This is a genomic window from Sphingobacterium sp. HSC-15S19 (assembly GCF_050433745.1).
Lineage (GTDB): Bacteria > Bacteroidota > Bacteroidia > Sphingobacteriales > Sphingobacteriaceae > Sphingobacterium > Sphingobacterium siyangense.
The window spans coordinates 121,437-142,755 of the sequence record NZ_JBNPWQ010000008.1 but is presented as its reverse complement, the minus strand read 5'-3'; the positions used below and the strand labels follow the sequence as shown (position 1 = coordinate 142,755).

The window sequence follows — 21,319 nt, the reverse complement described above, 5'->3', positions numbered from 1 at the left end:
TATTCTATTTTAGTCGTTATAAATTATTATTAAATACATGTATTCTATTGATGCTTGCGATGATATATAAAGCCACCGAAATTGCACAAGCCAAAACAGCAGCGATTAAGAAGGTTGTTCTCATTTCATAATTCAGTTCCGTGATAAAGGATGAAAGGAACTGTCCGCCAAAAATCGCCATGGAATAATAGCTTAGGTACTGCCCTAGATTACTACTGCTGCTTTCTTCGACGGTCATATGATTTAGCAATGGAACAGTAAATCCAAAACCTATGCCCATCGCTACCGCCCCTATGAATAAGGTGATGTTGGATGTGGTAATAAAAAAAATAGTAAGCCCAATGGCAAATGCAAAAAATCCCATTGACAACGTAAAGTCTTTTGATAAATACCTGGTGACGCGAGGCATCTGGCTCGCTGCTATAACGGCCACAATCGAAATAAAAGCCATGAAGTATCCCGTTTCAGCCTCACTGTAGTGAAACGAAGATGGAAGAAATAATGGAAGACAAACAAATGCCACAAAAAACAGCATCATGGCAAACGCAGCAGACAAAATTATTATCAATAAATGTCTACTGATTTTAGTTCTCTCTGTTGACTCAACAGCAACCACTTTTTTGCGTAAAGCATCAGCGCTCCTCTTGACACTTATGGAAATTAATAATGCACATACCAACCCCATTAGATAAATTAAAAAAGGATATTTCCAACAAAAGCCCCCCAAAAGACCGCCAAAACTCAAAAATACGACCCCACCCAATTCGATGGACATACCTTGCCAGGCTATCATTTTCAGTCGGTCGTCACCAATGAATAATAGTGCAATTAAGCCTGTTCCAGCTGCCTGTATTGACGCCGTAGCAACACCTAAAAGAATACGATCTATCACAACCAAATAAGGGTTGGTAAGAAGCCCCCCCCAACAGCCCAAGTAAAGCATAAAGTATCAAACCCCATCTAAGCATCAGATATGCTCCCTTTCGGTCAATCAATTTCCCAACGAAGGGTGCGAAAATTACTACGCCGAGCGAAGGCAACGTAATCAACAAACCTGGATTTTCTTCAAATCCTAAATGGACTGAAATTTCTTTTAATGACGGTGCTATAACAGTTCCAACCATAATTGTTAAACTGCTGCTCAGTAGCAAAGCAAATATTCCAAATTTTGATATCTGATTCATACTATTGTTTTTATTGACTCTACAAATTTCAATATTAAACAATGATGCAAATGGTGTGATTATCGCATTGTCTTGTACTTTTAGGAAATCGGTCCACATAAAATCAACATTTCTTATCCCCAATTTCCTGTTTCATCAAATTATCTACGGGTAAAGTTCAATAGCCATTTAAACTTTCCAAAATTTACGCTACTACCAAATTGGGCATAACTGAAAAAATAGCTCTTTTTATCCCTAATAACAACGACATGTCTAAGATTATAAAATGTTATTTCTGGCACTCTACAAAAAAATACCTGAAACCAGTGATAAGGGTTATGGACCAATTCGTCTATTTTTGCAGGAAAGGAGAGTGAAAAATGAGAAAACTAATGGGATGCTATTTAATCATCTTGGTCATCGGACCATTTTGCTCGAAGGCGCAGGAAAATTTAAAATTTGACGATAATTTCAATTTATGGAACATACAAAAAGGTCAATCGGCAACTGTTTTTGCCACAAAAGCTTATGTGCGTGCTCAACCTAGTCTTAAGGCAGCAATCGTAGATTCTTTATCGGTAGGAAATGTTGTTACGATCACCAGTGCGCCCTTCAAAGGAAATACACTGAAAAATTTTTATGCTCCTTGGTATGAGATAAGTTATTCCGACGGTAACAGTAAAAAAATGGTTTTATTTGGCTCGGACTAGTAGCGCTCGGAAAACAAACCGCTTCGGACGGCTCGCAATATATTTACGGTTTTGAGCGTTTTACCAAAAGTATCAACGAACAGGAACAGGATCATTTTTCAACAGTAGTAAAACTTCTCGACGCAAAAGGAAATTTTCTAGCTGAACACACCTTCCCTTTCGCCTATTCAGAACAAACCTTCTCTCAGAGTAAATTGCTGCCGGCAATGGGGCTGCAAAATGTCAAACAAATCATCCGCATCGAATTTCTGGGGGAAGCCTGTGGTATACCTTCTGAGTACAACTATGTGGCCTGGACAGGACAACGACTTGTGGATCTTCCCAGCAGGTATTCGGTGAGTGATGCTGGTGTTTTCTATTACGATGAAAAGATTCTTTTCCCTTCCGAACACGGAAAAAATAATCAGATTATCTTTAAATACATTGAAGAGGGAGAAGCTATTGACGACGATGCAGAAAATCCCAATTTCAAGATCACAAAAAAAAGTGAAGAATTTCTATGGAACGGTACTAGCTTTGAAAAGCTTCCAACGGCTAAATAGTATTTTTCAAAGATTCTAACATACTGGATACATATAAAAATCAATAAATGGAAGAAAAGAATATATATGATTTGTTCTACAGCGGACAACTAGACTTATTTATCATTGAAGGAGAAAACCAACTGCGACAAAACGATCAAGATGTTACGCTTTGGACACACCTTGCGATCGCCTATCATGATCAGGCATTCTATGAAGGCCACGAAGCTATTTTCGATGTTATTCAGGAAAAAATGATCCCCTATTTTCAAAAAGCATTGGCCATCGAACCTGATAATGAAACGACCCTATATCATATACTGAATTATGTTTTGGACAATCAAGCGACATTAGCACAAATTGGTCGACCAAAATTCCATATTACTGAAGGCAATAAAGGTCTATTCATCGAATACGCAAAAAAACTAATCGCTTCCCCCAATATGTCCGGATATGGGCACAACTATTTAACCAACATCTACGAAGGGCTCCAGGACGATACAGCGATGCTTCCAGTTTTGGAGGCGAGCATTGATTTCGTTAAAGAAACATTCAAGGATGAACGGGAAACCTTGGATCATAATTTTTCCATCTTTTGGATAAAGAAAATATACCTGCTTGACCGTACCAAACAGATCAATGAGTCTAATATTTTAGCATTAATGGAAGCGGATTTTAAGCATTTCATCAGCAGCAATGAAATGAATTATGTCGATCTCGCTGAAATTGCTTACGAAAATAAAGCAATCGACCTAGCACTGCAGATTTTGCTTAAGCTTATCAAAGGGGAAAACTCAGCCCTGCATATCCATCAGGAGTTGGTCAAATGGCATACTCGATTTGACGAATTGATTGCCGAGGGGTATGAACACCCTGAGGTCTTTTACTATCAGCTTATCATTGAACGCAATTACTCAGAAGAAATCGGAATCCCGCTTGACTATTATTATCTCCATGCACTCAAATTGGTCGATGCCTATCCTGATTCTTATGTCGGTTACCATTTTGCGGCGGCCTATCTCTATGACGAGGGACAGTATGCTGCGGCTATTCCATATCTGGCCATGGTAGGTGAACGGAATTGGAATGCAACATCCTGGCGACGTATGATCGAATGTACCCTTAAAGCCAATGGAAAAGTTTACGATCAGGTTTCCACTTTCCATGACCTTCCCCGTGAATGTTATAATGAAGCTGTCGCGCTATCTGATTTTATTCACGCCCAGGACAACTTAACCACAGTTGATCAATCTGCACTACAATTGCTCGTCCTTGAACTTTATCGTCAAGCCTACGACGCTTTCAAGGAGTATTTTGAACAAAATAAGTACGAAAGTGACTACTTTGGGGGCTCCCACAACCGGGCCATGAATTGTAATAATCTAGCATTAGCGTATAAAGAAGCCGGTGAACTAGAAACCTCCTATGCTATCGCCACCGAAGGATTAAGCTATTCCGACTTTGAAGAACTTCATTTCACCCGAGCCGATACCTTGTCAGCATTGGAAGATTACGTACGTCTGGAGGAGGTCCTTCAACAGTACTTTGACACCTATCAGATTTCGTTGGAAGCCACCCTTGAGCAGCAAGAATTTACCTCCGAAGAAGATGAAGAAGCTGAAGATATGGAGTCTGTTGTATTTCCTCCTTGTTACCGCATGCTTATGCATCAAATCGATGTTGAATACCAACTAGGTCGATCAGCGAATATTCAATCCCGGGCCCAACAGCTCCTCGAGTTTATTTACAAATTCTATATTGATCATCCCAATTTAGATGATTATCATTATCGTGACTTTGAAGCGTCAAAAAATGGGATAGAACATATTATCTATCAGATAATTGAGTCGGATAATTTTGAGCAACGTGTCTCCTATTACGAAAATATGGCACAACGGTACCCACATGAAGCACAGCCTCAATATGTGTTGATGCAGCTATATAATGAAAAGAGCAATTACAAGTCCATGAACCTCGCTGCGCGGAAATACCTTAAAAATAAACGGGAATTTATCATCGATAATTTCGATAAAGCAAAGACGCTCTATCTCATTGTTAAAAGCCATTACTATCTTACGGAATTTAGCGCGGGTATAGAAATATTCCAAACGTATGACAGTTGGGTACAGTCAGTCATGGAGCCTAATGATTATGTCCTTTGGTTAAAATTTGGAATTGAACTTTTCGCCGAAAACGGAGATATAAACGAAGTAAATAAATACGTCAATGTTTTCAACGGTATTTATCAGCAATGCGATTGGGGCTACGACGATGATGTCGAATCGGTTAAATTAGCAGAGGCATATGCAAACTATAAAACAGGGAATCTGAAAAAAGCACACAATTTGCTTGATGAAGCGCTCGCCTATTCGGATCATTCTCCTTTAGCTGATGAATATAAACGTACCTGGAAAAAGCCCGGCTTTTTTTCTGGTTTTAAGTTTTAAGTATTTCTTTGCTTTCCGAAAAAAGAATTCCAAACGTCGCTCCATGTTATCTGGTCCTCCCAAACTCAAATAACATGGAGCGTATAAAAAAGTCCATAATGCCAAAAAAAGTTAAAAGTGGAAGCAGATTCTACCCAAAACAATTATATTTGAGCTGACATGGCACTTAAGCGACTTATACTACTATTTTTAACCTTCGGTTTCCTTTTAAGCGCACCCGACGCTTTTGCCTGCCATAAAATGAATGCAGACAGTAGTCACACACAAGGTAATGCTATCACTGACAAAAAGGACCAGTGTTGTTCAAAATTTAAATCTTCCCAAAAAAAGGCTTTTTGTAAACATCACAAACCATGTAAAAATTGCAATTGTCAATGCACGTATAGCGGTACATTTTTGGCAATTTCCAATCCCCTTGAACAAAATCATGAACTTTGCGGTATAGCAATCAAAAAAAATTATAAACCCATAGCGCCAACATTTATTTCTGAGGGATATTTTTGTCCTTGGGTCCCGCCAAAAATAAGTTAATCCATACAATCCATACGTTGATCATTTATCAATCATTTTTGATTACTTATTTTTATTTATTCTTTCATCCAATCATATGAAAATCAAACATTATATTATAACAGGGGCTTTAATACTATCGTCCTTGACAAACTATGCACAAAACAACACCGTGAACACCACTGTTAAAATTGCGGGAAACTGCGGTATGTGTAAAAAAACAATAGAAAATGCAGGAGCCTCCGCTCAGGCTAAAGTTGAATGGAACGAAGACAACCAAACAGCAACAATAGCCTATGACGCAAAGAAAACTTCCTTAGATGCTGTATTGAAAAGTATCGCAGGAGCAGGCTATGACAATGAAAAATACCTTGCCGCGGAAGATACTTATGCTAAACTACATGCTTGCTGCCAATACGAAAGAAATTTAGCTCCTCCAGCTTCAGATAGCCCACAAGACGTAAGCACTGAGCCGGTAGCTTCAGTAGATGACATCAGCAACGCAAGCAATTTTCAAAAGATCTATGACCAATACTTTCTGCTTAAAGATGCACTTGTAGCTGCGGATAGTAAACAAGCTGCAGGCCTAGCAAACGATCTTGCCGATGCAATCGCTAAAATACAAACTGCTGATCTAACGAAAGCGGAAGAGGAGGTCTGGAAAACCAAAACAACATCACTCAAAGCGACAGTGAAGAGCCTACAAGAGGCAAAGGATATCAGTAAACAACGAGAAGCCTTCGCGCTATTGTCAGAAGATATCTATAGTTTGTCCAAAAACTCGAAACCGTCTTCTTCTGTTTATTACCAAAAGTGTCCAATGTTCAACAAAGGCAAAGGTGCGACTTGGTTAAGCCGTCATAAAGAAATCAAAAATCCATATTACGGCGCACAGATGTTAACATGTGGCAGCACAATTCAAACGCTTTAACAAATAAGATCGTTTAATCGACTCTTAAAAGGTTTATCTCCCCACGAGATAAACCTTTTTTTGTAATTGCTGCCGCAATGGTCGATTTTTATAAACCAAAATAGTATATTTAGTATCAACAGAAATTGGTTCGCTTAAATGATAACACGCGTATATTATAAAACAAGGTTCAATTCATGGAAAAAGTAATTATTACAGGTGGTGCTGGAGCTATAGGCCTTCATTTAACAAAACTATTGGTTGCCAATTTCTATGAAGTTATTATTTTTACCAGAAATCCGAAGTCTCATCCCATACAAAACAATGTCCGTTACGTACATTGGGATCCCAGTAAACAGGAGATTGATGTCAAATCAATTCAGGAAGCCGACTATATCATCAACCTGGCGGGGGCAAACCTCAATTCGAAACGCTGGACAAAATCATATCAACAAGAAATTATTGCCAGCAGGGTAGAAAGCGGGCAACTGCTCTATCAAAGTCTAAAACAAATACCAAATCAAGTAAAAGCAGTCATATCGGCCTCCGCTATAGGTTGGTATGGAACAGACGATCAGTACCAAAAAAAACCTTTTGAAGAAGGAGATCCACAAGGTGGAAATTTTCTCTCCTGGGTATGTAACCTCTGGGAAGGAAGCGTGAAACCTATTGAAACATTGGGAAAAAGACTCATTGTCTTCCGTTTTGGAGTAGTTATCAGCAAGGATCAAGGCTTACTCAAGGAAATTAACCGTTTCCTACCCTTTCGTTCAATTCCGGTATTAGGCTCTGGAAAACAGATACTCAGTTGGATCCATATGGATGATCTCTGTCGGATGCTGCTCTTTGGCATACAAAATGATACCATAGCCGGAATTTATAATGCATGTTCATCCGAACCGCTTCCCCTCGCGGAGTTTGCAAAAAGAATAGCCAAACGTAAATATGGTCCATTCTATATTCCCCTACCCGTCCCGTCATTTTTGATTAAATTTATGCTTGGAAAAAAAGGGCAGGAAATGGTGCTCAATGGTACGTGGGTAAGCAACAAAAAGATAGTAAATGAAAAATTCCCTTTTAAATATCCCCTTTTGGACAATAATTGTATAGATAATTTACATATTGATTAATTGTTAATTCGCGTTAATTTCTGCCCTTTTTGGGACAAAATCCGTATATTTGCGGCTTATGAAGATTTTTAGATATGGCGCAAAGGGCTCCGAAAAAGCGGGAGTCATTTTAAACGAAAAGAAATATGATGTTTCAGAGGGAAATTTTCAATACAACCGCGATTTCTTTGCGGATATTGCAAATTTAGAAAGACTTCAAACATATATAAATGAAAAAGGCGACACGCTTAAAGAGATAGCCGACAACGAGCGTATCGGTACACCATTGGAAGCTCCGTCCAAAATACTTTGTGTAGGGCTTAATTTCGATGATCACGTCAAAGAAACCAAATTGCAACAAGCTTCCGAGCCTATTGTCTTTATGAAATCTGTATCTGCATTCAATGGCCCTTTTGATGGAATCACCCTTCCGAAGTTCTCTGTAAAATCTGATTGGGAAACCGAATTTGCCATTGTAATTGGGAAAAAAGCTTCTTATGTTACTGAAGAAGAAGCTTTGGACCATGTGTTTGGCTATGTGTTACACAATGACGTTACAGAGCGTGAATTTCAGATCGAGCGTGGCGGAACCTGGGATAAAGGTAAAGGATGTGATACTTTCGCTCCTATTGGCCCATTTATAGCAACCAAAGATGAATTCACAGATATTGATAATTTAAAAATATGGCTTAAACTCAATGGTGAGCTTATGCAAGATGGCAATACAAGTGATTTTATCTATCGTGTACCCAAATTGATTTCTTATTTAAGCCATTTTATGAGCTTACTTCCAGGCGACATCATTTCCACAGGATCACCTGCAGGATCTGGCATGGGCAAATCCCCACAAAGATTCCTGAAAGATGGCGATATCATCGAATATGGCATCGATGGACTAGGATCTGCAAAACAGGTGATTTCGGCTTATCAAGCGTTGTAAAAAACATATATCTGGGTTCTTTCATTCTTTTTCCGTCTGAAAGAACCCATTTTCTTTCACTTCATTTTATTTTATCCCTGGCATTTGTGTACATTTATATCAACATCATCCATTTGTCCAACTAAAATTGCTAAATCCCTGCAGGGTCAATGATTCAACTAAACAACATATCCAAATCTTTTGAGGTAAGAGCGGCACGTATTGATGCCTTAAAAGACATCTCACTGTCTATTGAAAAAGGTGAAATTTTTGGTGTAATAGGCGCTTCCGGAGCCGGCAAAAGTACTTTGATCCGTTGCGTCAACCTTTTGGAAAGACCAGACAGTGGACAAGTAATTATAGAAAATGACGACTTGATGTCGCTATCTTCCACTGGTCTTATGTTGAAAAGAAGAAAAATTGGTATGATTTTTCAGCACTTCAACTTACTATCATCAAGAACAGTGTATGAAAATATATCCTTTCCGCTCGAGCTTGAAGGCAAATCGAAAGAATTTATTAGCCAAAAAGTGTTGGAACTATTGCGTTTGGTCGGGTTGGAAGACAAAGCCGACGTGTACCCTGCAAATCTCTCCGGAGGCCAAAAACAACGTGTTGCTATCGCGCGTGCTTTAGCCAATGATCCTTACATTCTACTTTGCGATGAGGCCACAAGTGCCTTAGACCCCGCAACTACAAAATCCATCCTCAAACTGCTAAAAAAAATCAATAAGCAGCTTGACCTTACGATATTGTTGATTACTCATGAGATGGATGTTATAAAAAGTATTTGCGATCAGGTTGCCGTATTAGACCACGGAGAATTGATTGAAACCGGCCCGGTAGAATCAATATTCGCCAATCCTCAGGAAACAACAACTAAAAACTTTATTCAGTCTTCACTTGAAGTTGAAATTCCACTAAGTTTTCAGGAACGCTTAAAAAGCGCTGGAAACCCACTCGTAGAGATCTATCTAACTTCAAATGAAGAATCCATCCCATTTATACAGCATTTGGAACAACAATATCAAGTCAAGACAAATATCATTACCGCTCAAATAGATTATATTGGCGAAATGAAATTTGGTGTTATATTGGCCGAACTATCGGGTGAAAAAGAAAATGTAACACGTAGTCTATCTTTCTTAAAAGAAAAGCATGCACAAACTAAAATATTAGGCTATGTCTGATCAGGTATTTAATCTTCTGCTATCGGGTACTTTAGAAACCCTAACCATGACTTTCTTATCAGGCTTCTTTGGTTTTATCCTAGGTCTCCCACTCGGGATATACCTGTTCTTGACCCGAAAACATCAACTGCTCGAAAACAAAGCCATGCACCAACTTGTTTCATTGCTGGTGAATGTGTTTAGGTCTATCCCCTTTATCATACTTATCGTATGGATGATTCCGTTTACACGCAACGTTGTCGGAACATCAATCGGTATGGCCGCAGCATTGGTACCCTTGAGCATAGGTGCTGCCCCATTTATAGCAAGACTTGTGGAAAATAGTCTTCTGGAAATTCCAAATGGCCTGCTTGAGGCCTCAAGAGCAATGGGTGCAAATGCACAACAGGTAATTTTCAAAGTTTTGCTTCCGGAGGCTCTCCCCTCGCTAGTAAACAATGCGACAATTACCTTGATAACACTTGTTGGTTACTCCGCAATGGGCGGTGCTGTAGGTGCTGGTGGACTTGGACAGATTGGCTATCAGTATGGTTATGTCGGATATGATACTTTTATCATGAATTCTGTTCTAATTTTATTAATTTTAATAGTATTCCTGTTACAGTATACAGGAGATTACATCTCAAAAAAAGTAAACCATCGTTAACATAAATTATATCATATGAAAAAATTGAACTATGCATTTGCAATCTTAGCCTTCAGTCTTGTATCGATTGTAGCATGCAATAACAGAGAAAAGAAAGAGAATATCCTCAAAGTCGGTGTTGTGTCCGGCCCAGAAAAGGAGCTTGCGGAGACGGCTAAGAAAGTTGCAAAAGAAAAGTTCAATCTTGATGTTGAGTTAGTGGCTTTCAACGACTATGTCGTACCTAATGAGGCCTTAAATCAGGGTGATATCGATGTAAACGTATTTCAGCATCAACCCTATCTACAGGAGCAATCCAAACAACGCGGTTTCACGAAATTAACCATTGTCGGAAACACGTTTGTATTCCCCATTGTTGCCTATTCAAAGAAAATAAAAACAATCACAGAGTTACAACCTGGTGCCGTTATTGCCATTCCAAATGACCCTACCAATGGAGGACGCTCTCTTTTGCTTCTCCAACGCGAGGGAATTATCGGTCTAAAAGAAAATGTAGGTATCCAACCTAAAGTAACAGATATTGTCAGCAACCCTAAACAGGTTAAGATCATAGAGATGGAGGCCCCACAGTTACCTCGCGTCCTAGATGATCCTCAAGTTACAATTGCTATCATCAACAATAGTTTCGCCTCTCAAGCTGGGTTGGATCCCGAAAAACAAGGCTTATTCACAGAAGATAAAGAATCGCCTTATGTCAATCTGATTGTTGCCCGCTCAGATAATAAAAACGATGAGAAGGTGCAGCAGTTTATCCAGGCGTATCAGTCACCGGAAGTAGAAGCGACAGCAAAAAAAGTCTTCAAAAATGGCGCTATTAAAGGCTGGTAAAATTTTAAACATTCAAGTGATGGAATCAGGTCAATTATGCCCTTGTGGCTCTGGCAATACCTATGGGGAATGCTGCCAGCAAATTCATCGTTTCCATGCCAAAGCAACCACAGCGGAGGCATTGATGCGCGCACGTTATAGCGCCTTTGTAGCACAACAGATCGATTTCCTATACGATACGTTTCATCCCTCAACACGACGGTTCCAAAATAAACAGGCAATCGGACAATGGGCGCGGGAGAATAAATGGATGCAACTCTCTATCCTTAAATCTACATTCCAAACTGTCGAGTTTGAAGCACATTACCTGGATCCACAGATGGAAGTTCAAATTCACCATGAAAAGTCTACGTTCAAAAAACAAGATGATTTATGGTACTACGTTGACGGACGTTGATATAACATATTTCGCTTGCAAGCTAGTGTAAAGGATACCATGCCGTCAACAACAGCTTGCAAGCAGCTTTTTCAAGACCACGACCTCCCATCTCCTCAAACGACTTACTCCAGACACCTCGCCCTCCATGTACGAAAATACAAACCGGACCATTTCCAGCAGACTTCGCAAAAAGTTTGACCCCATCCTGGGTTTCAATATAAACGGATGAATCACGATCGACAACAGTCGTCTTTGTTTGAGCAAATGCCATATTGATCGTAATCATTACACACAAAAAATAAAACATAGATCGTCTCATTTCCCTGTACGAATTTGGTTTAAAGTTCTATTTGGTTTAAAGAACGGTATTTACAGCGCTAAATATAATAAATAAGCGTAGCCAAATCATCAACGCGAGCTAAAGACAATAAAAAAGCAGTCTCAACGGAATGTCAAGACTGCTTTCTTCAACGAATATTCGTCAGTTATTTCTATTAGATCGCCTCTTCAGTATCTTCGCGGTAAGGAGCTTCTTCATCAAACTCGCCCTCCCATTTCGCAACAACAACGGTTGCCAAACAATTTCCGATTACATTGACAGAGGTACGCGCCATATCCATGAGTTCATCGATACCTAAAATTGCAGCAATGACAAATGTTGGTAAACCAAATTGATCCGCTGTCGCAATCAAAATAATTAATGAAGCCCTTGGTACAGCAGCAACACCTTTAGAGGTGATCATCAATGTAAATGCAATCATTAATTGATGTCCAAACGACAAATGGATACCAGCCGCCTGAGCGACAAAGATCGCAGCCAATGATAAATAAAGTGAAGTACCATCCAAGTTAAAACTATATCCTGTGGGAATTACAAACGAAACAATCTTACGTGGTACACCAAATTTCTCCATCGCACTCATTGCTTTCGGTAATGCCGCATCTGAACTTGTAGTCGCAAATGCAATCGAAACAGGTTCCTTAATCGCATTAATAAAACGTTTCACAGGTATTTTTAGATAAAGTGCCACCGGAAGAAGAACCAGACATAAAAAACACACCAAAGCAAAATACAGCGTCGCCAAAAGCATGAAAAGATTCTTTAGAATATCGACACCGAGATGCCCCACCGTGTAGGCCATAGCGGCACCAACTCCAATAGGCGCAAAGTACATAATCATGTTCGTAAACTTAAACATGGTTTCAGACATACTCTCGGTAAAATCAACCAGGGGTTTACGCTTTTTCTCATCTACCATTGCCAATCCAATCCCAAACAAAATTGAAAATACAACAATCTGTAAAACTTGATTATCGGCAACAGATTTGACGATATTTTCAGGGAACAAGTCGCGTATAAAAGAAGTAAACTTGTATACAGGATGTACATGGTCCGGAAGTGTTTTGAGGATATGCTCATCCATACTTTCTTTCGGTACAGGCAGTTCTTCATGTGGCATATGTGCAACATCAACGCCCACTCCTGCCCGAGTCAGGTTTATCGCACCTAAACCAATAAAAATAGCACATGTTGTTGCGCAAAAGAAATAAAGCATGGATTTCCATGCCATACGTCCCACCTGTTTCAAATCAGAATGGCCTGCAATTCCATAAACAAGCGTAGCAAAGAGAATTGGGCCCACAATCGTCTTGACTAACTTAATAAAACCTTTACTCAAAGGTTGCAGGGAAATCGCTAGATTTGGAAAATCCAACCCGACAAATATCCCCATAATCATACAGGTTAAAATCCAAGTGGTCAAATTTTTCTTAAAGAGCGCATTTACAACCAAAACGGTAGCAACTATCCAACGGACAGCCATTAGAAATTCATGCGAAAAGCCTACAACCTCAAATTCGTATAATACAGCAATGATACAAGCTAATGTAACTGTGATCAGGGTCATCAACCCTATTTTGGTTTTTAACATTTAAAAGATTTTAATGGTCAAAAAAACAAAAATAAAAAAATACTATGCTTTTGCAAATATTATTATTCCAAATAGCCGAGTTTCGCAACAAAATATCGATTTCGCCAAAATAGAAAAACACAAAAAAGGCAGGAAAATTTATTATCCTGCCTTATATTTTAACGGAGTACTAAATTTATTCCGCGTGTAACCAAGCTTTTTTCGCTAATAGCTCATCGTTCGATTCACGTACATCTTCGTCATCCACACAACAATCCACAGGGCAAACCGCTGCACATTGAGGCTCATCGTGGAAACCTACACATTCTGTACATTTATCTGAAACAATATAATAGACTTCATTAGAGATTGCTTCTTGAGACTCGTTGGCATCTAGTGTAACACCATCGCCAAAATCGATAACCCCATCCAAAGCCGTCCCGTCTGAGAATTTCCAAGTTACACCAGCATCGTATATTGCATTATTTGGGCATTCCGGTTCGCAAGCACCACAGTTAATGCATTCGTCTGTAATTTTAATCGCCATTTATAACCTCACAATTATGATAAATAAACTATTTTTGCATTATCAATATGAAACAACGTCTGATTGAACAATAAGGCTAGTTGATTCACGTTGATTAATGTTAACAGCACAAATATAATACAAATTTGTGTATTCATCTTTTAAAATTTTAATATTTTGACAAAGCAACAACGAATAAATGCATTTGTAAAATTAGGCGAACAGCTGCAAAAGCGCCCTGAAGATTTGATTCAAATCATTCAATTCGCCCAACATAAAAACCCTTGGTATACCCCTCAAAATGTTGAACGCGCCATTCAAACCATTGCTGCCAATTTGACAATAGAAAAGCTGAATCACTGGTTGGCGCCATATCCAGATCTTCATTCAACGAAAATTGTAGGTTTAATTCTGGCCGGAAATATTCCATTGGTTGGCTTCCATGATATCCTATCGGTACTGATCAGCGGCTTTACAGCAAAAATCAAAGTCTCATCGGACGATGCAGGATTAACAAGCTATGTGCTCAACCTGCTTAAACAAATTGACCCATACTTTAATGATGCCTTTGAAATTGTTGACATACTAAAAGATTTCGATCTGGTTATTGCAACGGGCTCCAACAATAGCGCCCGTTACTTTGATTACTATTTTGGCACCAAACCACATATTATTCGTCGCAATAGAAATAGTATTGCCGTTATCGGCGGCCAAGAATCTTCTAACCAGTTGGAATCACTGGGACACGACATCTTTGATTATTTTGGGTTGGGCTGTCGCTCTGTATCAAAGCTATTTATTCCAAAAGACTACCCAATAGCACACTTCTTTGAAGGTATCGCTGCTTTTAACAGCATGACAGAGCATTTTAAATACAATAACAATTACGACTATAACAAATCCATCTATCTGATCAATGGCGACAAGCATTTTGATAATGGATTTTTATTGCTCAAAGAAGATGAGCGCACGGCTTCTCCCCTTGCTGTGGTTTATTACGAAACATACGAAACACTGGCTGAAGTTGAAAATAAGCTCAAACTAGCGCAAGAAAATATCCAATGTATTGTATCAGAAATAGCATTAAATGTGCCGTCGCCGGTATTTCATTTTGGAGAAAGCCAATGCCCTGCTTTAGATGATTTTGCTGATGGCGTGAATACACTGGATTTTTTATTCGCAAACCAATAAGCTTCCTTTAAATTCATAGTAAATAAATTGCATTAAAAATACTAACTTTGAAATCATGTATATCATTAAAGTAAGAGGTGTCGCCAAAATCCCTGATTATGTTCAATTAAGAGATGATGCCTTCACCTTGCTGGCATATTTTAGAGTCGACCGCCCAGATAAATCACTCGATAAGATTGGATTAGGAGAAAAGGCAGAATATATCATGCAACTGGTTAAAGAAATGCCTTTTGGGCAAATTAAAAAATTAGAATTTTAGCTTCCATGATTGAAAATAAAGTAATTACATTAAAAAACGTTGATATCTTCCAACAAAAACATCTGGTCTTGTCCAATGTCAATTTAAACATTGGTAAAGGAGAGTTTATTTACCTGATCGGCCAGTCCGGTAGTGGAAAAAGTAGTTTACTAAAAATCATTTACGGCGATTTATACATCGGTAATGGTGAAGGAATGATTGCAGGCTTTGACCTTAAAAAGTTGCACGAAAATGATGTCCCCTATTTGCGTAGAAAATTGGGTATTGTATTCCAGGATTTTCATCTTTTATCCGATAGAAGCATCGAGAAAAATCTCGAATTTGCACTGAAAGCAACAGGCTGGAAAGATAAGAAAATGATCGACAACCGTATATTGGATGTACTGGAGAAAGTTGGGCTTCGTTCGAAACTTAAGAAAATGCCCCATGAACTTTCTGGTGGTGAACAACAGCGCATTGTAATTGCCCGCGCATTATTAAATAACCCCGAAATTATTCTGGCAGATGAGCCTACCGGTAACTTGGATCCTGCTACGTCAGAAGAAATCGTCTTATTATTACGTGACATTGCCAATTCCGGAACAGCTATTTTAATGGCAACACACGATTATACCATTATCCGTAATATGCCATCACGCATCATCAAGACCGCCGATGGGGTATTACAGGACAATGTCAGTATCTAGACGGAAAACTGACATATAAAAAATGAGATTCCGACAAATTGTTAGGCTTTTTTAATAAAATCTGACAAGCTGTCGGAATTTTATTGTTTGGCAAAAACTTTGACAAACGAAGCATAGAGTAAATTTTTGAATCTAATTTTAGCATTGAAGATATGAATGAGCAAGATAATTATTACGATGAAGGTCAAGATCCAGTAGAAACAAATTCTTCTGAACAACAGGAACAGCCTGCTGATAATATAGCAGAAGAACTGTCTACTGAAGAGAAATTGGCTGCAGAATTGGCAGAGGCAAAGGATAAATACATTCGTCTTTCTGCTGAATTTGACAATTATAGAAAACGTACAAGCAAAGAACGTGTTGAATTGATTCAATCAGCTGGAAAAGATGTCATCAGTAAGCTATTACCTACACTAGATGATTTTGACAGAGCGTTAACAGCCATGGAAACAGCGACAGATGTTGAATCTGTAAAAACAGGAATGGATATTGTTAACAACAAATTCAGACAAACGTTGTCGCAATTGGGGTTAAAGGAAATGGAAGCTACAGGCCAAGCCTTCGATCCTGAATTACAAGAAGCTATCACGGCAATTCCTGCACCCACAGCAGAATTAAAGAATAAAGTAGTGGACGTGATCGAAAAGGGGTACTACTTAGGTGACAAAGTGATCCGTCACGCAAAGGTAGTTATAGGTCAATAATATTAAGACGATGTCAAAAAGAGATTATTACGATATACTTGGTGTCTCGCGATCAGCGGACGAGAAGGAGATTAAATCAGCATATCGCAAATTGGCGATTAAATACCACCCGGATAAAAATCCTGGTGATCATGAAGCTGAGGAACAGTTTAAGGAAGCTGCTGAGGCATACGATATCTTGAGCAATCCACAAAAACGTCAACGTTATGACCAATTTGGCCATGCCGGTAATTCGGCAAGTGGTGGCTTTGGCGGTGGCGGCGGCATGAATATGGAAGACATATTCAGCCAATTTGGTGATATCTTTGGTGGAGGACATCCATTTGAAAGTTTCTTTGGCGGCGGTGGTGGCCAGCGTGGCGGCCGTCGGGTAGCTCGTGGAAGCAACTTACGCATAAAAGTTAAATTAACACTCGAAGAAATTGCCAAAGGCGTCGAGAAAAAGGTAAAGGTTAACAAACAAGTGGTCTGTCATTCTTGTGACGGATCTGGTGCTAAAGATAAATCTTCTTTCCATACCTGTAAAACCTGTGGGGGATCTGGATCAGTTAGAAGAGTAACAAATACCATCTTAGGACAAATGCAAACAACAAGCACTTGCCCTACTTGTAATGGTGAAGGCGTTGAAATTACAGCAAAATGTACAACTTGTAGAGGTGAAGGACTCGAACGCGGTGAGGAAACAATCGCAATCAATATTCCTGCAGGAGTAAGTGAAGGCATGCAACTTTCCATGAGTGGAAAAGGAAATGCTGCTCCGCGTGGTGGTGTACCAGGAGATTTAATTATCCTGATCGAAGAAGTACCACACGAAAGTCTAAAACGTGACGGACTAAATGTGATCTATGACCTATACATTAATTTCGTAGATGCGACCTTAGGCACAAGCGTTGAAGTCCCTACAATAGATGGGAAAGCGAAGATCAAAATTGAGCCCGGCACACAAGGTGGTAAAATTTTACGGTTAAAAGGAAAAGGTATTCCTGAAGTCAACTCTTATCACAAAGGGGACCAACTTGTATACGTTAATATCTGGACACCAAAAGCCGTATCTAACGAAGAAAAAGAATTATTGAACAAACTGAAAGAATCGCCAAACTTTAAACCTCAACCAGGTAAAAGTGAAAAATCATTCTTCGAGCGAATCAAAGAATATTTCGATTAAAACCGGTCTTTCAAATACAAAAAAAAGCCATTTGTCCGCTGCTGACAAATGGCTTTTTTTTTATCTTCTTACTTGAAATTGACAATTGAAAACAAAAAGTCAGCCCAATATCATTATTGTTAAATGGAAACGATAAAAATAAAAATACATCAAATTTTAATCAATTGAACCACTATAATTTACAATAATGATAAAACATCTAGACAATCCAGTGACAAAAAATCAAAATAAGATTTCGATATTTGACTAACAAATTTAAAAAGTCAGGAAGTAATTACTGGCAAATTAAAACAAACTATTAAATAAAAAAGACATGAAAAAAGTTTTACTAACATTGACTGCCATTGCAGGTTTAACAATAGCAGCACAAGCTCAAACTGAACAAGGAAAAATTATGGTTGGTGGTCAACTTGGCTTCGAAACATCAAAAGTGAAAGATACTGACCATAAAAATAATTCATTCTCAATCAACCCAACAGTTGGTTACTTTGTAAGCGACAACTTGGCAATTGGTACTGGAATTGGTTATAACTGGGGAAAAACTGAAACAAGTAAAGATAATAGTATTAAAAACGATGCTTTTCAGGTATCACCTTTCGCTAGAAAGTACTCTGCAAACGGCCCGGTAAGATTCTTTGCTCAATTATCAGTTCCAATGGCATGGGGTACAACTACAACTGAAGTAAATAACGTAGAGACAAAAAATAAATTCGAATCATATGGTGTGGAACTAGCTCCGGGTTTAGCTTACTTCCCGACAAGCAAAATCGGTATCGAATTAAAAGTCAGAGGTTTATACTACAACTACAATAAAGATAAAACAAATGACGTTGCAGTAAATACATTTGGTTTGAATGTCAACTCATTAGCGCCAACTTTAGGTGTACAATTCCACTTCTAGTCAATAAGGCGTCTGACAATAGAAAAGGCTATAATTATTTATAGCCTTTTTTTATATGTCCACCTTTATCAATTATACCGTTTAACAATCCGGAGTTTGTGTGTATAACGATTCTGTTCAGCATTAAAAATACCTTCCGTATCCATCCGATCAACACGGACTTTCGCTGAGGCATGTATAATCGTATCGCGATCCAGCATAATTCCTACATGAGTAATCCTTCCTTCGGCATTGTCAAAAAAAGCCAAATCCCCTACCCGTATTTCCGAAACAAAATCCACAGTTTGCCCCATCTCTGCCTGCTGATAAGCATCACGAGGCAAGGAAAGATCAAAACAGCTATAAATCAATTGGGAGAAACCGGAACAATCGATTCCCCATTGTGAACGTCCACCCCATAGGTAAGGAGTGTCCTTATAACTTAAAGCCAATCGCGACACCTCAGTTTCAAATTGATTTCTGGTAAACGGATTGATACTACCTTGATAGGTTAATCCCAATGGAGATAAACTGACAATATTCTCTGCATTTAGGTAGAGCTTGGTTCCATGACAGAGCTGAAATTGTGCGGTATCAGTAAAAAGGACTCCTCCCTCCCTTCCAACGATAATCGGTATTCCGGTCAGATACTGTTGCATATCCACGTCGTTTAGTTCCTGAAACTGCCCGTTTTGAATCCAGCCTAAATAGTCCGTTTCCAACAGACGTATTGATGTCCAATCGGCCTGTTCATCAAGGATCTCAAAAAGTTCCCCAAACAATACCTGAGAAACCATCTCACTACGGTGTGCCTGTTCTAAACGTAACGGAACGAGAGCTAGTTTACAAATACCATATTTCATGTGCTAAACAAAACAAAATCGTCAAAAATGTGATTATATATTATATGACGAAGATAAATTAATTATAGTAGAAATGGAGAATACAAATTCAAAATTCAAAAGGATACTCGTCGCGGTTGACGACGAACCATGCTCAGAAAAGGCGATACTATATGCCAAAGAAATGGCCGCAGTATTTGAAGCCTCCATAGCACTTGTCACGGTTGTTCCCCCTACTTCTCCAGCTAGTTTTGGTGCAGATCCGCTATTAGGTCAGCAACCTATCATCGTTCCAGAAGTATCGGAAATGGAACAGGATAATGCACAAAAATATCTTGAGAAAATAAGTCGCGAATTTACAGGTGCAGGCGAAGTATATCTTTTTAATCGAATCGGATCCATTAAAGAAGAAATTCTGGCCGCGTCCCATGAGTGGTCTGCAGATCTTATTATTATGGGGACCAATGGACGGACGGGCTTTGATCACTTTATTTCCGGCTCTGTATCCGAATCAGTCATTCGTAAATCTACCTGCCCTGTACTCGTTGTTCCAAGTAAATGTGACTGATATTAAACGGTCCATATGTATAAAAAAAGGCTATTTTTTCATTAGAAAAAATAGCCTTTTTGCTTGTATTATATATAAATTACTTTTTAATCAATCGTGCCACAAACATACTATCCGCTTTCTCTTCATAACCTTTCAAATAGTCCATACGTTCTATTTCAAAACCAAAATTATCTACAATGTAATTGACAACATCTTCGTTTTCTGCTTTAAAAATAGAGCAGGTTATATAAATCAAAGGCTTGCCCGCTTTAACATGCCCCACCACATTACTTGCAATATTCTTTTGTAGTGCATTGAATTCGGCAATCTTAGCGGCCCGAAACTGTCTAACCATTTCTGGTGTACGCCCCCAAGTCCCCGATCCAGTACAAGGTGCATCCAATAACACCCCGTCAAATCGTTCGCTCCCAAGAATTGCGAAGCTATCCTTGGTAAGATCGAGTATTTTTTTTCGGTAATGCTTTATTCCGGCACGGTCAAAACGTTCATCGAGATTTCGGAGAATACTCATGCGAACATCAGAAACCAAAAGATTAACAGATGGACAAGCATCCATCAACAAGAGCGATTTGCCACCCGAAGCCGCACATGCATCCCACCAGGATTCTCTTTCAGCGGGTTTCATATAATCCAAAGTGCGCTGCGAAGACAGATCCTGCACTTCTATAATCCCATCCAAAGTATCAAATCGCTGCAAGGATGTTCCATTATTCAAAGCAATAGTCTGATCGCCAATCATGGAATAAGGAATCTGATTGTTATCCAAAATAGCGCACACGATCTTTGTCTTGCCGCGTTTCACCCGAACATATAAGTTGGGCTGGATCAACTGGCTCTCTAAAAATTGCACCAAGTCGATCTCTTCAGAAATATAATCCACGAAAGGAAAGAGGTCATTCCGATTAAAAACACCTTCAGACGTCAGAAATGCAATTTTGTCTTTCAGCGGCAGATGAAGTTTATCGCTATAGGAAGGCTCAAAAAGTGCCACCAAAGGACTTTCCTGTTCACATAGAAATTCCGCAAGCACCAACCTGCGCTGTTGGGACAACTGCGAAGCCGCCATTCCCAGACGAAAATAATTATAACATAAACGGGAGGTAGACTTCCGGTCCGAAGATCCCATTTGCTTGTTCAACTTAAAAAAAGTAGTCAGATAACGCGAAAATGGTTGATCAGCTTCAAAACCATCCATTGCCCGCTCAAAATTACGTATTTGCTGATGAACACGTCTTTCACTGAATTCAGCCATT

Annotated in this window: 23 protein-coding genes and 1 pseudogene; 17 read left to right on the top strand and 7 right to left on the bottom strand. The window is 39.0% G+C overall.

All coding sequences use genetic code 11. The annotated features are described in order from the left end of the window. Window positions 1-16 precede the first annotated feature (16 nt). Window positions 17-943, bottom strand: coding sequence for an MFS transporter (locus L1283_RS08570; protein ID WP_286851098.1), 927 nt, complete (start codon window positions 941-943; stop codon window positions 17-19). A gap of 13 nt (window positions 944-956) precedes the next feature. Beyond that, window positions 957-1,184 (bottom strand): annotated as a pseudogene (locus tag L1283_RS08565) (hypothetical protein); the annotation flags it as partial. 371 nt (window positions 1,185-1,555) lie between these two features. On the opposite strand from L1283_RS08565, the gene L1283_RS08560 reads away from it, so the two are divergent. The 10 genes from L1283_RS08560 to L1283_RS08515 all read left to right on the top strand — a co-directional run bounded on the left by L1283_RS08560 (window position 1,556) and on the right by L1283_RS08515 (window position 11,350). Next, a complete protein-coding gene (locus L1283_RS08560) occupies window positions 1,556-1,873 on the top strand; it encodes an SH3 domain-containing protein (RefSeq protein ID WP_312352588.1) in 318 nt (105 codons plus the stop codon). Between the two features lie 206 nt (window positions 1,874-2,079). Further along, the gene (locus L1283_RS08555) at window positions 2,080-2,415 is read left to right on the top strand and encodes a hypothetical protein (protein WP_286851095.1); all 336 of its coding nucleotides are present in this window, start codon (window positions 2,080-2,082) and stop codon (window positions 2,413-2,415) included. A gap of 47 nt (window positions 2,416-2,462) precedes the next feature. Next, complete coding sequence (locus L1283_RS08550) at window positions 2,463-4,841, top strand: hypothetical protein (protein WP_429626001.1); 2,379 nt, start codon at window positions 2,463-2,465, stop codon at window positions 4,839-4,841. A gap of 607 nt (window positions 4,842-5,448) precedes the next feature. Then, entirely contained in the window at window positions 5,449-6,282 is an 834-nt protein-coding gene (locus L1283_RS08545) for a DUF3347 domain-containing protein (protein WP_286848977.1), read from the top strand. 176 nt (window positions 6,283-6,458) lie between these two features. Then, entirely contained in the window at window positions 6,459-7,391 is a 933-nt protein-coding gene (locus L1283_RS08540) for a TIGR01777 family oxidoreductase (protein WP_286848979.1), read from the top strand. A 58-nt stretch (window positions 7,392-7,449) separates the two neighbouring features. Then, window positions 7,450-8,310, top strand: coding sequence for a fumarylacetoacetate hydrolase family protein (locus L1283_RS08535; RefSeq protein ID WP_286733275.1), 861 nt, complete (start codon window positions 7,450-7,452; stop codon window positions 8,308-8,310). A 149-nt stretch (window positions 8,311-8,459) separates the two neighbouring features. Continuing rightward, window positions 8,460-9,479, top strand: a complete 1,020-nt coding sequence (locus tag L1283_RS08530) for a methionine ABC transporter ATP-binding protein (RefSeq protein ID WP_286848981.1) — start codon at window positions 8,460-8,462, stop codon at window positions 9,477-9,479. Next, window positions 9,472-10,125 carry a methionine ABC transporter permease MetI gene (gene metI, locus L1283_RS08525; RefSeq protein ID WP_088161761.1) on the top strand — a complete coding sequence of 218 codons (654 nt, stop codon included), beginning with the start codon at window positions 9,472-9,474 and terminating at the stop codon, window positions 10,123-10,125. Before L1283_RS08530 ends, metI begins: the two co-directional genes overlap by 8 nt. A gap of 15 nt (window positions 10,126-10,140) precedes the next feature. Further along, window positions 10,141-10,953, top strand: a complete 813-nt coding sequence (gene metQ, locus L1283_RS08520) for a methionine ABC transporter substrate-binding lipoprotein MetQ (RefSeq protein ID WP_088161762.1) — start codon at window positions 10,141-10,143, stop codon at window positions 10,951-10,953. Then, on the top strand, window positions 10,931-11,350 hold the full coding sequence (locus tag L1283_RS08515; protein WP_232475541.1) for a YchJ family protein: 420 nt from the start codon (window positions 10,931-10,933) through the stop codon (window positions 11,348-11,350). Before metQ ends, L1283_RS08515 begins: the two co-directional genes overlap by 23 nt. A gap of 22 nt (window positions 11,351-11,372) precedes the next feature. Here L1283_RS08515 and L1283_RS08510 read toward each other — a convergent pair whose 3' ends face one another. The 3 genes from L1283_RS08510 to L1283_RS08500 form a co-directional block, all read right to left on the bottom strand. Then, on the bottom strand, window positions 11,373-11,618 hold the full coding sequence (locus tag L1283_RS08510) for a hypothetical protein (protein ID WP_088161763.1): 246 nt from the start codon (window positions 11,616-11,618) through the stop codon (window positions 11,373-11,375). Window positions 11,619-11,826: 208 nt separating this feature from the next. Next, window positions 11,827-13,263, bottom strand: a complete 1,437-nt coding sequence (locus L1283_RS08505) for a dicarboxylate/amino acid:cation symporter (RefSeq protein ID WP_088161764.1) — start codon at window positions 13,261-13,263, stop codon at window positions 11,827-11,829. 175 nt (window positions 13,264-13,438) lie between these two features. Next, entirely contained in the window at window positions 13,439-13,789 is a 351-nt protein-coding gene (locus L1283_RS08500) for a 4Fe-4S dicluster domain-containing protein (RefSeq protein WP_046672889.1), read from the bottom strand. Window positions 13,790-13,945: 156 nt separating this feature from the next. Between L1283_RS08500 and L1283_RS08495 the strand changes: the two genes are divergently transcribed. The 6 genes from L1283_RS08495 to L1283_RS08470 all read left to right on the top strand — a co-directional run bounded on the left by L1283_RS08495 (window position 13,946) and on the right by L1283_RS08470 (window position 18,674). Next, window positions 13,946-14,959, top strand: coding sequence for an acyl-CoA reductase (locus L1283_RS08495; protein WP_286848984.1), 1,014 nt, complete (start codon window positions 13,946-13,948; stop codon window positions 14,957-14,959). Between the two features lie 55 nt (window positions 14,960-15,014). After that, complete coding sequence (locus L1283_RS08490) at window positions 15,015-15,218, top strand: fructose-6-phosphate aldolase (protein WP_108631977.1); 204 nt, start codon at window positions 15,015-15,017, stop codon at window positions 15,216-15,218. 5 nt (window positions 15,219-15,223) lie between these two features. Continuing rightward, window positions 15,224-15,904, top strand: a complete 681-nt coding sequence (locus tag L1283_RS08485; RefSeq protein ID WP_286848986.1) for a cell division ATP-binding protein FtsE — start codon at window positions 15,224-15,226, stop codon at window positions 15,902-15,904. 152 nt (window positions 15,905-16,056) lie between these two features. Beyond that, window positions 16,057-16,608 carry a nucleotide exchange factor GrpE gene (locus tag L1283_RS08480; protein WP_046672893.1) on the top strand — a complete coding sequence of 184 codons (552 nt, stop codon included), beginning with the start codon at window positions 16,057-16,059 and terminating at the stop codon, window positions 16,606-16,608. A gap of 10 nt (window positions 16,609-16,618) precedes the next feature. Then, complete coding sequence (gene dnaJ, locus L1283_RS08475; protein ID WP_046672894.1) at window positions 16,619-17,773, top strand: molecular chaperone DnaJ; 1,155 nt, start codon at window positions 16,619-16,621, stop codon at window positions 17,771-17,773. Window positions 17,774-18,086: 313 nt separating this feature from the next. After that, a complete protein-coding gene (locus L1283_RS08470) occupies window positions 18,087-18,674 on the top strand; it encodes a porin family protein (RefSeq protein ID WP_075992871.1) in 588 nt (195 codons plus the stop codon). Between the two features lie 68 nt (window positions 18,675-18,742). Here the strand turns inward: L1283_RS08470 and L1283_RS08465 are convergent, their stop codons facing one another. Then, the gene (locus tag L1283_RS08465; RefSeq protein WP_286851425.1) at window positions 18,743-19,516 is read right to left on the bottom strand and encodes a C40 family peptidase; all 774 of its coding nucleotides are present in this window, start codon (window positions 19,514-19,516) and stop codon (window positions 18,743-18,745) included. Window positions 19,517-19,589: 73 nt separating this feature from the next. Between L1283_RS08465 and L1283_RS08460 the strand changes: the two genes are divergently transcribed. Further along, on the top strand, window positions 19,590-20,063 hold the full coding sequence (locus tag L1283_RS08460; protein ID WP_286851427.1) for a universal stress protein: 474 nt from the start codon (window positions 19,590-19,592) through the stop codon (window positions 20,061-20,063). 79 nt (window positions 20,064-20,142) lie between these two features. Here the strand turns inward: L1283_RS08460 and L1283_RS08455 are convergent, their stop codons facing one another. Further along, on the bottom strand, window positions 20,143-21,318 hold the full coding sequence (locus tag L1283_RS08455) for an RsmB/NOP family class I SAM-dependent RNA methyltransferase (protein ID WP_312352590.1): 1,176 nt from the start codon (window positions 21,316-21,318) through the stop codon (window positions 20,143-20,145). Window position 21,319 lies beyond the last annotated feature (1 nt).

Coding starts and splice junctions, on each gene's coding strand:
- L1283_RS08540 (WP_286848979.1), top strand. CDS start 6,459: ATGGAAAAAGTAATTATTACAGGTGGTGCTGGAGCTATAGGCCTTCAT.
- L1283_RS08490 (WP_108631977.1), top strand. CDS start 15,015: ATGTATATCATTAAAGTAAGAGGTGTCGCCAAAATCCCTGATTATGTT.
- L1283_RS08555 (WP_286851095.1), top strand. CDS start 2,080: ATGGGGCTGCAAAATGTCAAACAAATCATCCGCATCGAATTTCTGGGG.
- L1283_RS08560 (WP_312352588.1), top strand. CDS start 1,556: ATGGGATGCTATTTAATCATCTTGGTCATCGGACCATTTTGCTCGAAG.
- metI (WP_088161761.1), top strand. CDS start 9,472: ATGTCTGATCAGGTATTTAATCTTCTGCTATCGGGTACTTTAGAAACC.
- L1283_RS08570 (WP_286851098.1), bottom strand. CDS start 943: ATGCTTTACTTGGGCTGTTGGGGGGGGCTTCTTACCAACCCTTATTTG.
- L1283_RS08470 (WP_075992871.1), top strand. CDS start 18,087: ATGAAAAAAGTTTTACTAACATTGACTGCCATTGCAGGTTTAACAATA.
- L1283_RS08545 (WP_286848977.1), top strand. CDS start 5,449: ATGAAAATCAAACATTATATTATAACAGGGGCTTTAATACTATCGTCC.
- metQ (WP_088161762.1), top strand. CDS start 10,141: ATGAAAAAATTGAACTATGCATTTGCAATCTTAGCCTTCAGTCTTGTA.
- L1283_RS08485 (WP_286848986.1), top strand. CDS start 15,224: ATGATTGAAAATAAAGTAATTACATTAAAAAACGTTGATATCTTCCAA.
- L1283_RS08500 (WP_046672889.1), bottom strand. CDS start 13,789: ATGGCGATTAAAATTACAGACGAATGCATTAACTGTGGTGCTTGCGAA.
- L1283_RS08530 (WP_286848981.1), top strand. CDS start 8,460: ATGATTCAACTAAACAACATATCCAAATCTTTTGAGGTAAGAGCGGCA.
- L1283_RS08510 (WP_088161763.1), bottom strand. CDS start 11,618: ATGATTACGATCAATATGGCATTTGCTCAAACAAAGACGACTGTTGTC.
- L1283_RS08535 (WP_286733275.1), top strand. CDS start 7,450: ATGAAGATTTTTAGATATGGCGCAAAGGGCTCCGAAAAAGCGGGAGTC.
- dnaJ (WP_046672894.1), top strand. CDS start 16,619: ATGTCAAAAAGAGATTATTACGATATACTTGGTGTCTCGCGATCAGCG.
- L1283_RS08550 (WP_429626001.1), top strand. CDS start 2,463: ATGGAAGAAAAGAATATATATGATTTGTTCTACAGCGGACAACTAGAC.
- L1283_RS08480 (WP_046672893.1), top strand. CDS start 16,057: ATGAATGAGCAAGATAATTATTACGATGAAGGTCAAGATCCAGTAGAA.
- L1283_RS08455 (WP_312352590.1), bottom strand. CDS start 21,318: ATGGCTGAATTCAGTGAAAGACGTGTTCATCAGCAAATACGTAATTTT.
- L1283_RS08505 (WP_088161764.1), bottom strand. CDS start 13,263: ATGTTAAAAACCAAAATAGGGTTGATGACCCTGATCACAGTTACATTA.
- L1283_RS08465 (WP_286851425.1), bottom strand. CDS start 19,516: ATGAAATATGGTATTTGTAAACTAGCTCTCGTTCCGTTACGTTTAGAA.
- L1283_RS08515 (WP_232475541.1), top strand. CDS start 10,931: ATGGCGCTATTAAAGGCTGGTAAAATTTTAAACATTCAAGTGATGGAA.
- L1283_RS08460 (WP_286851427.1), top strand. CDS start 19,590: ATGGAGAATACAAATTCAAAATTCAAAAGGATACTCGTCGCGGTTGAC.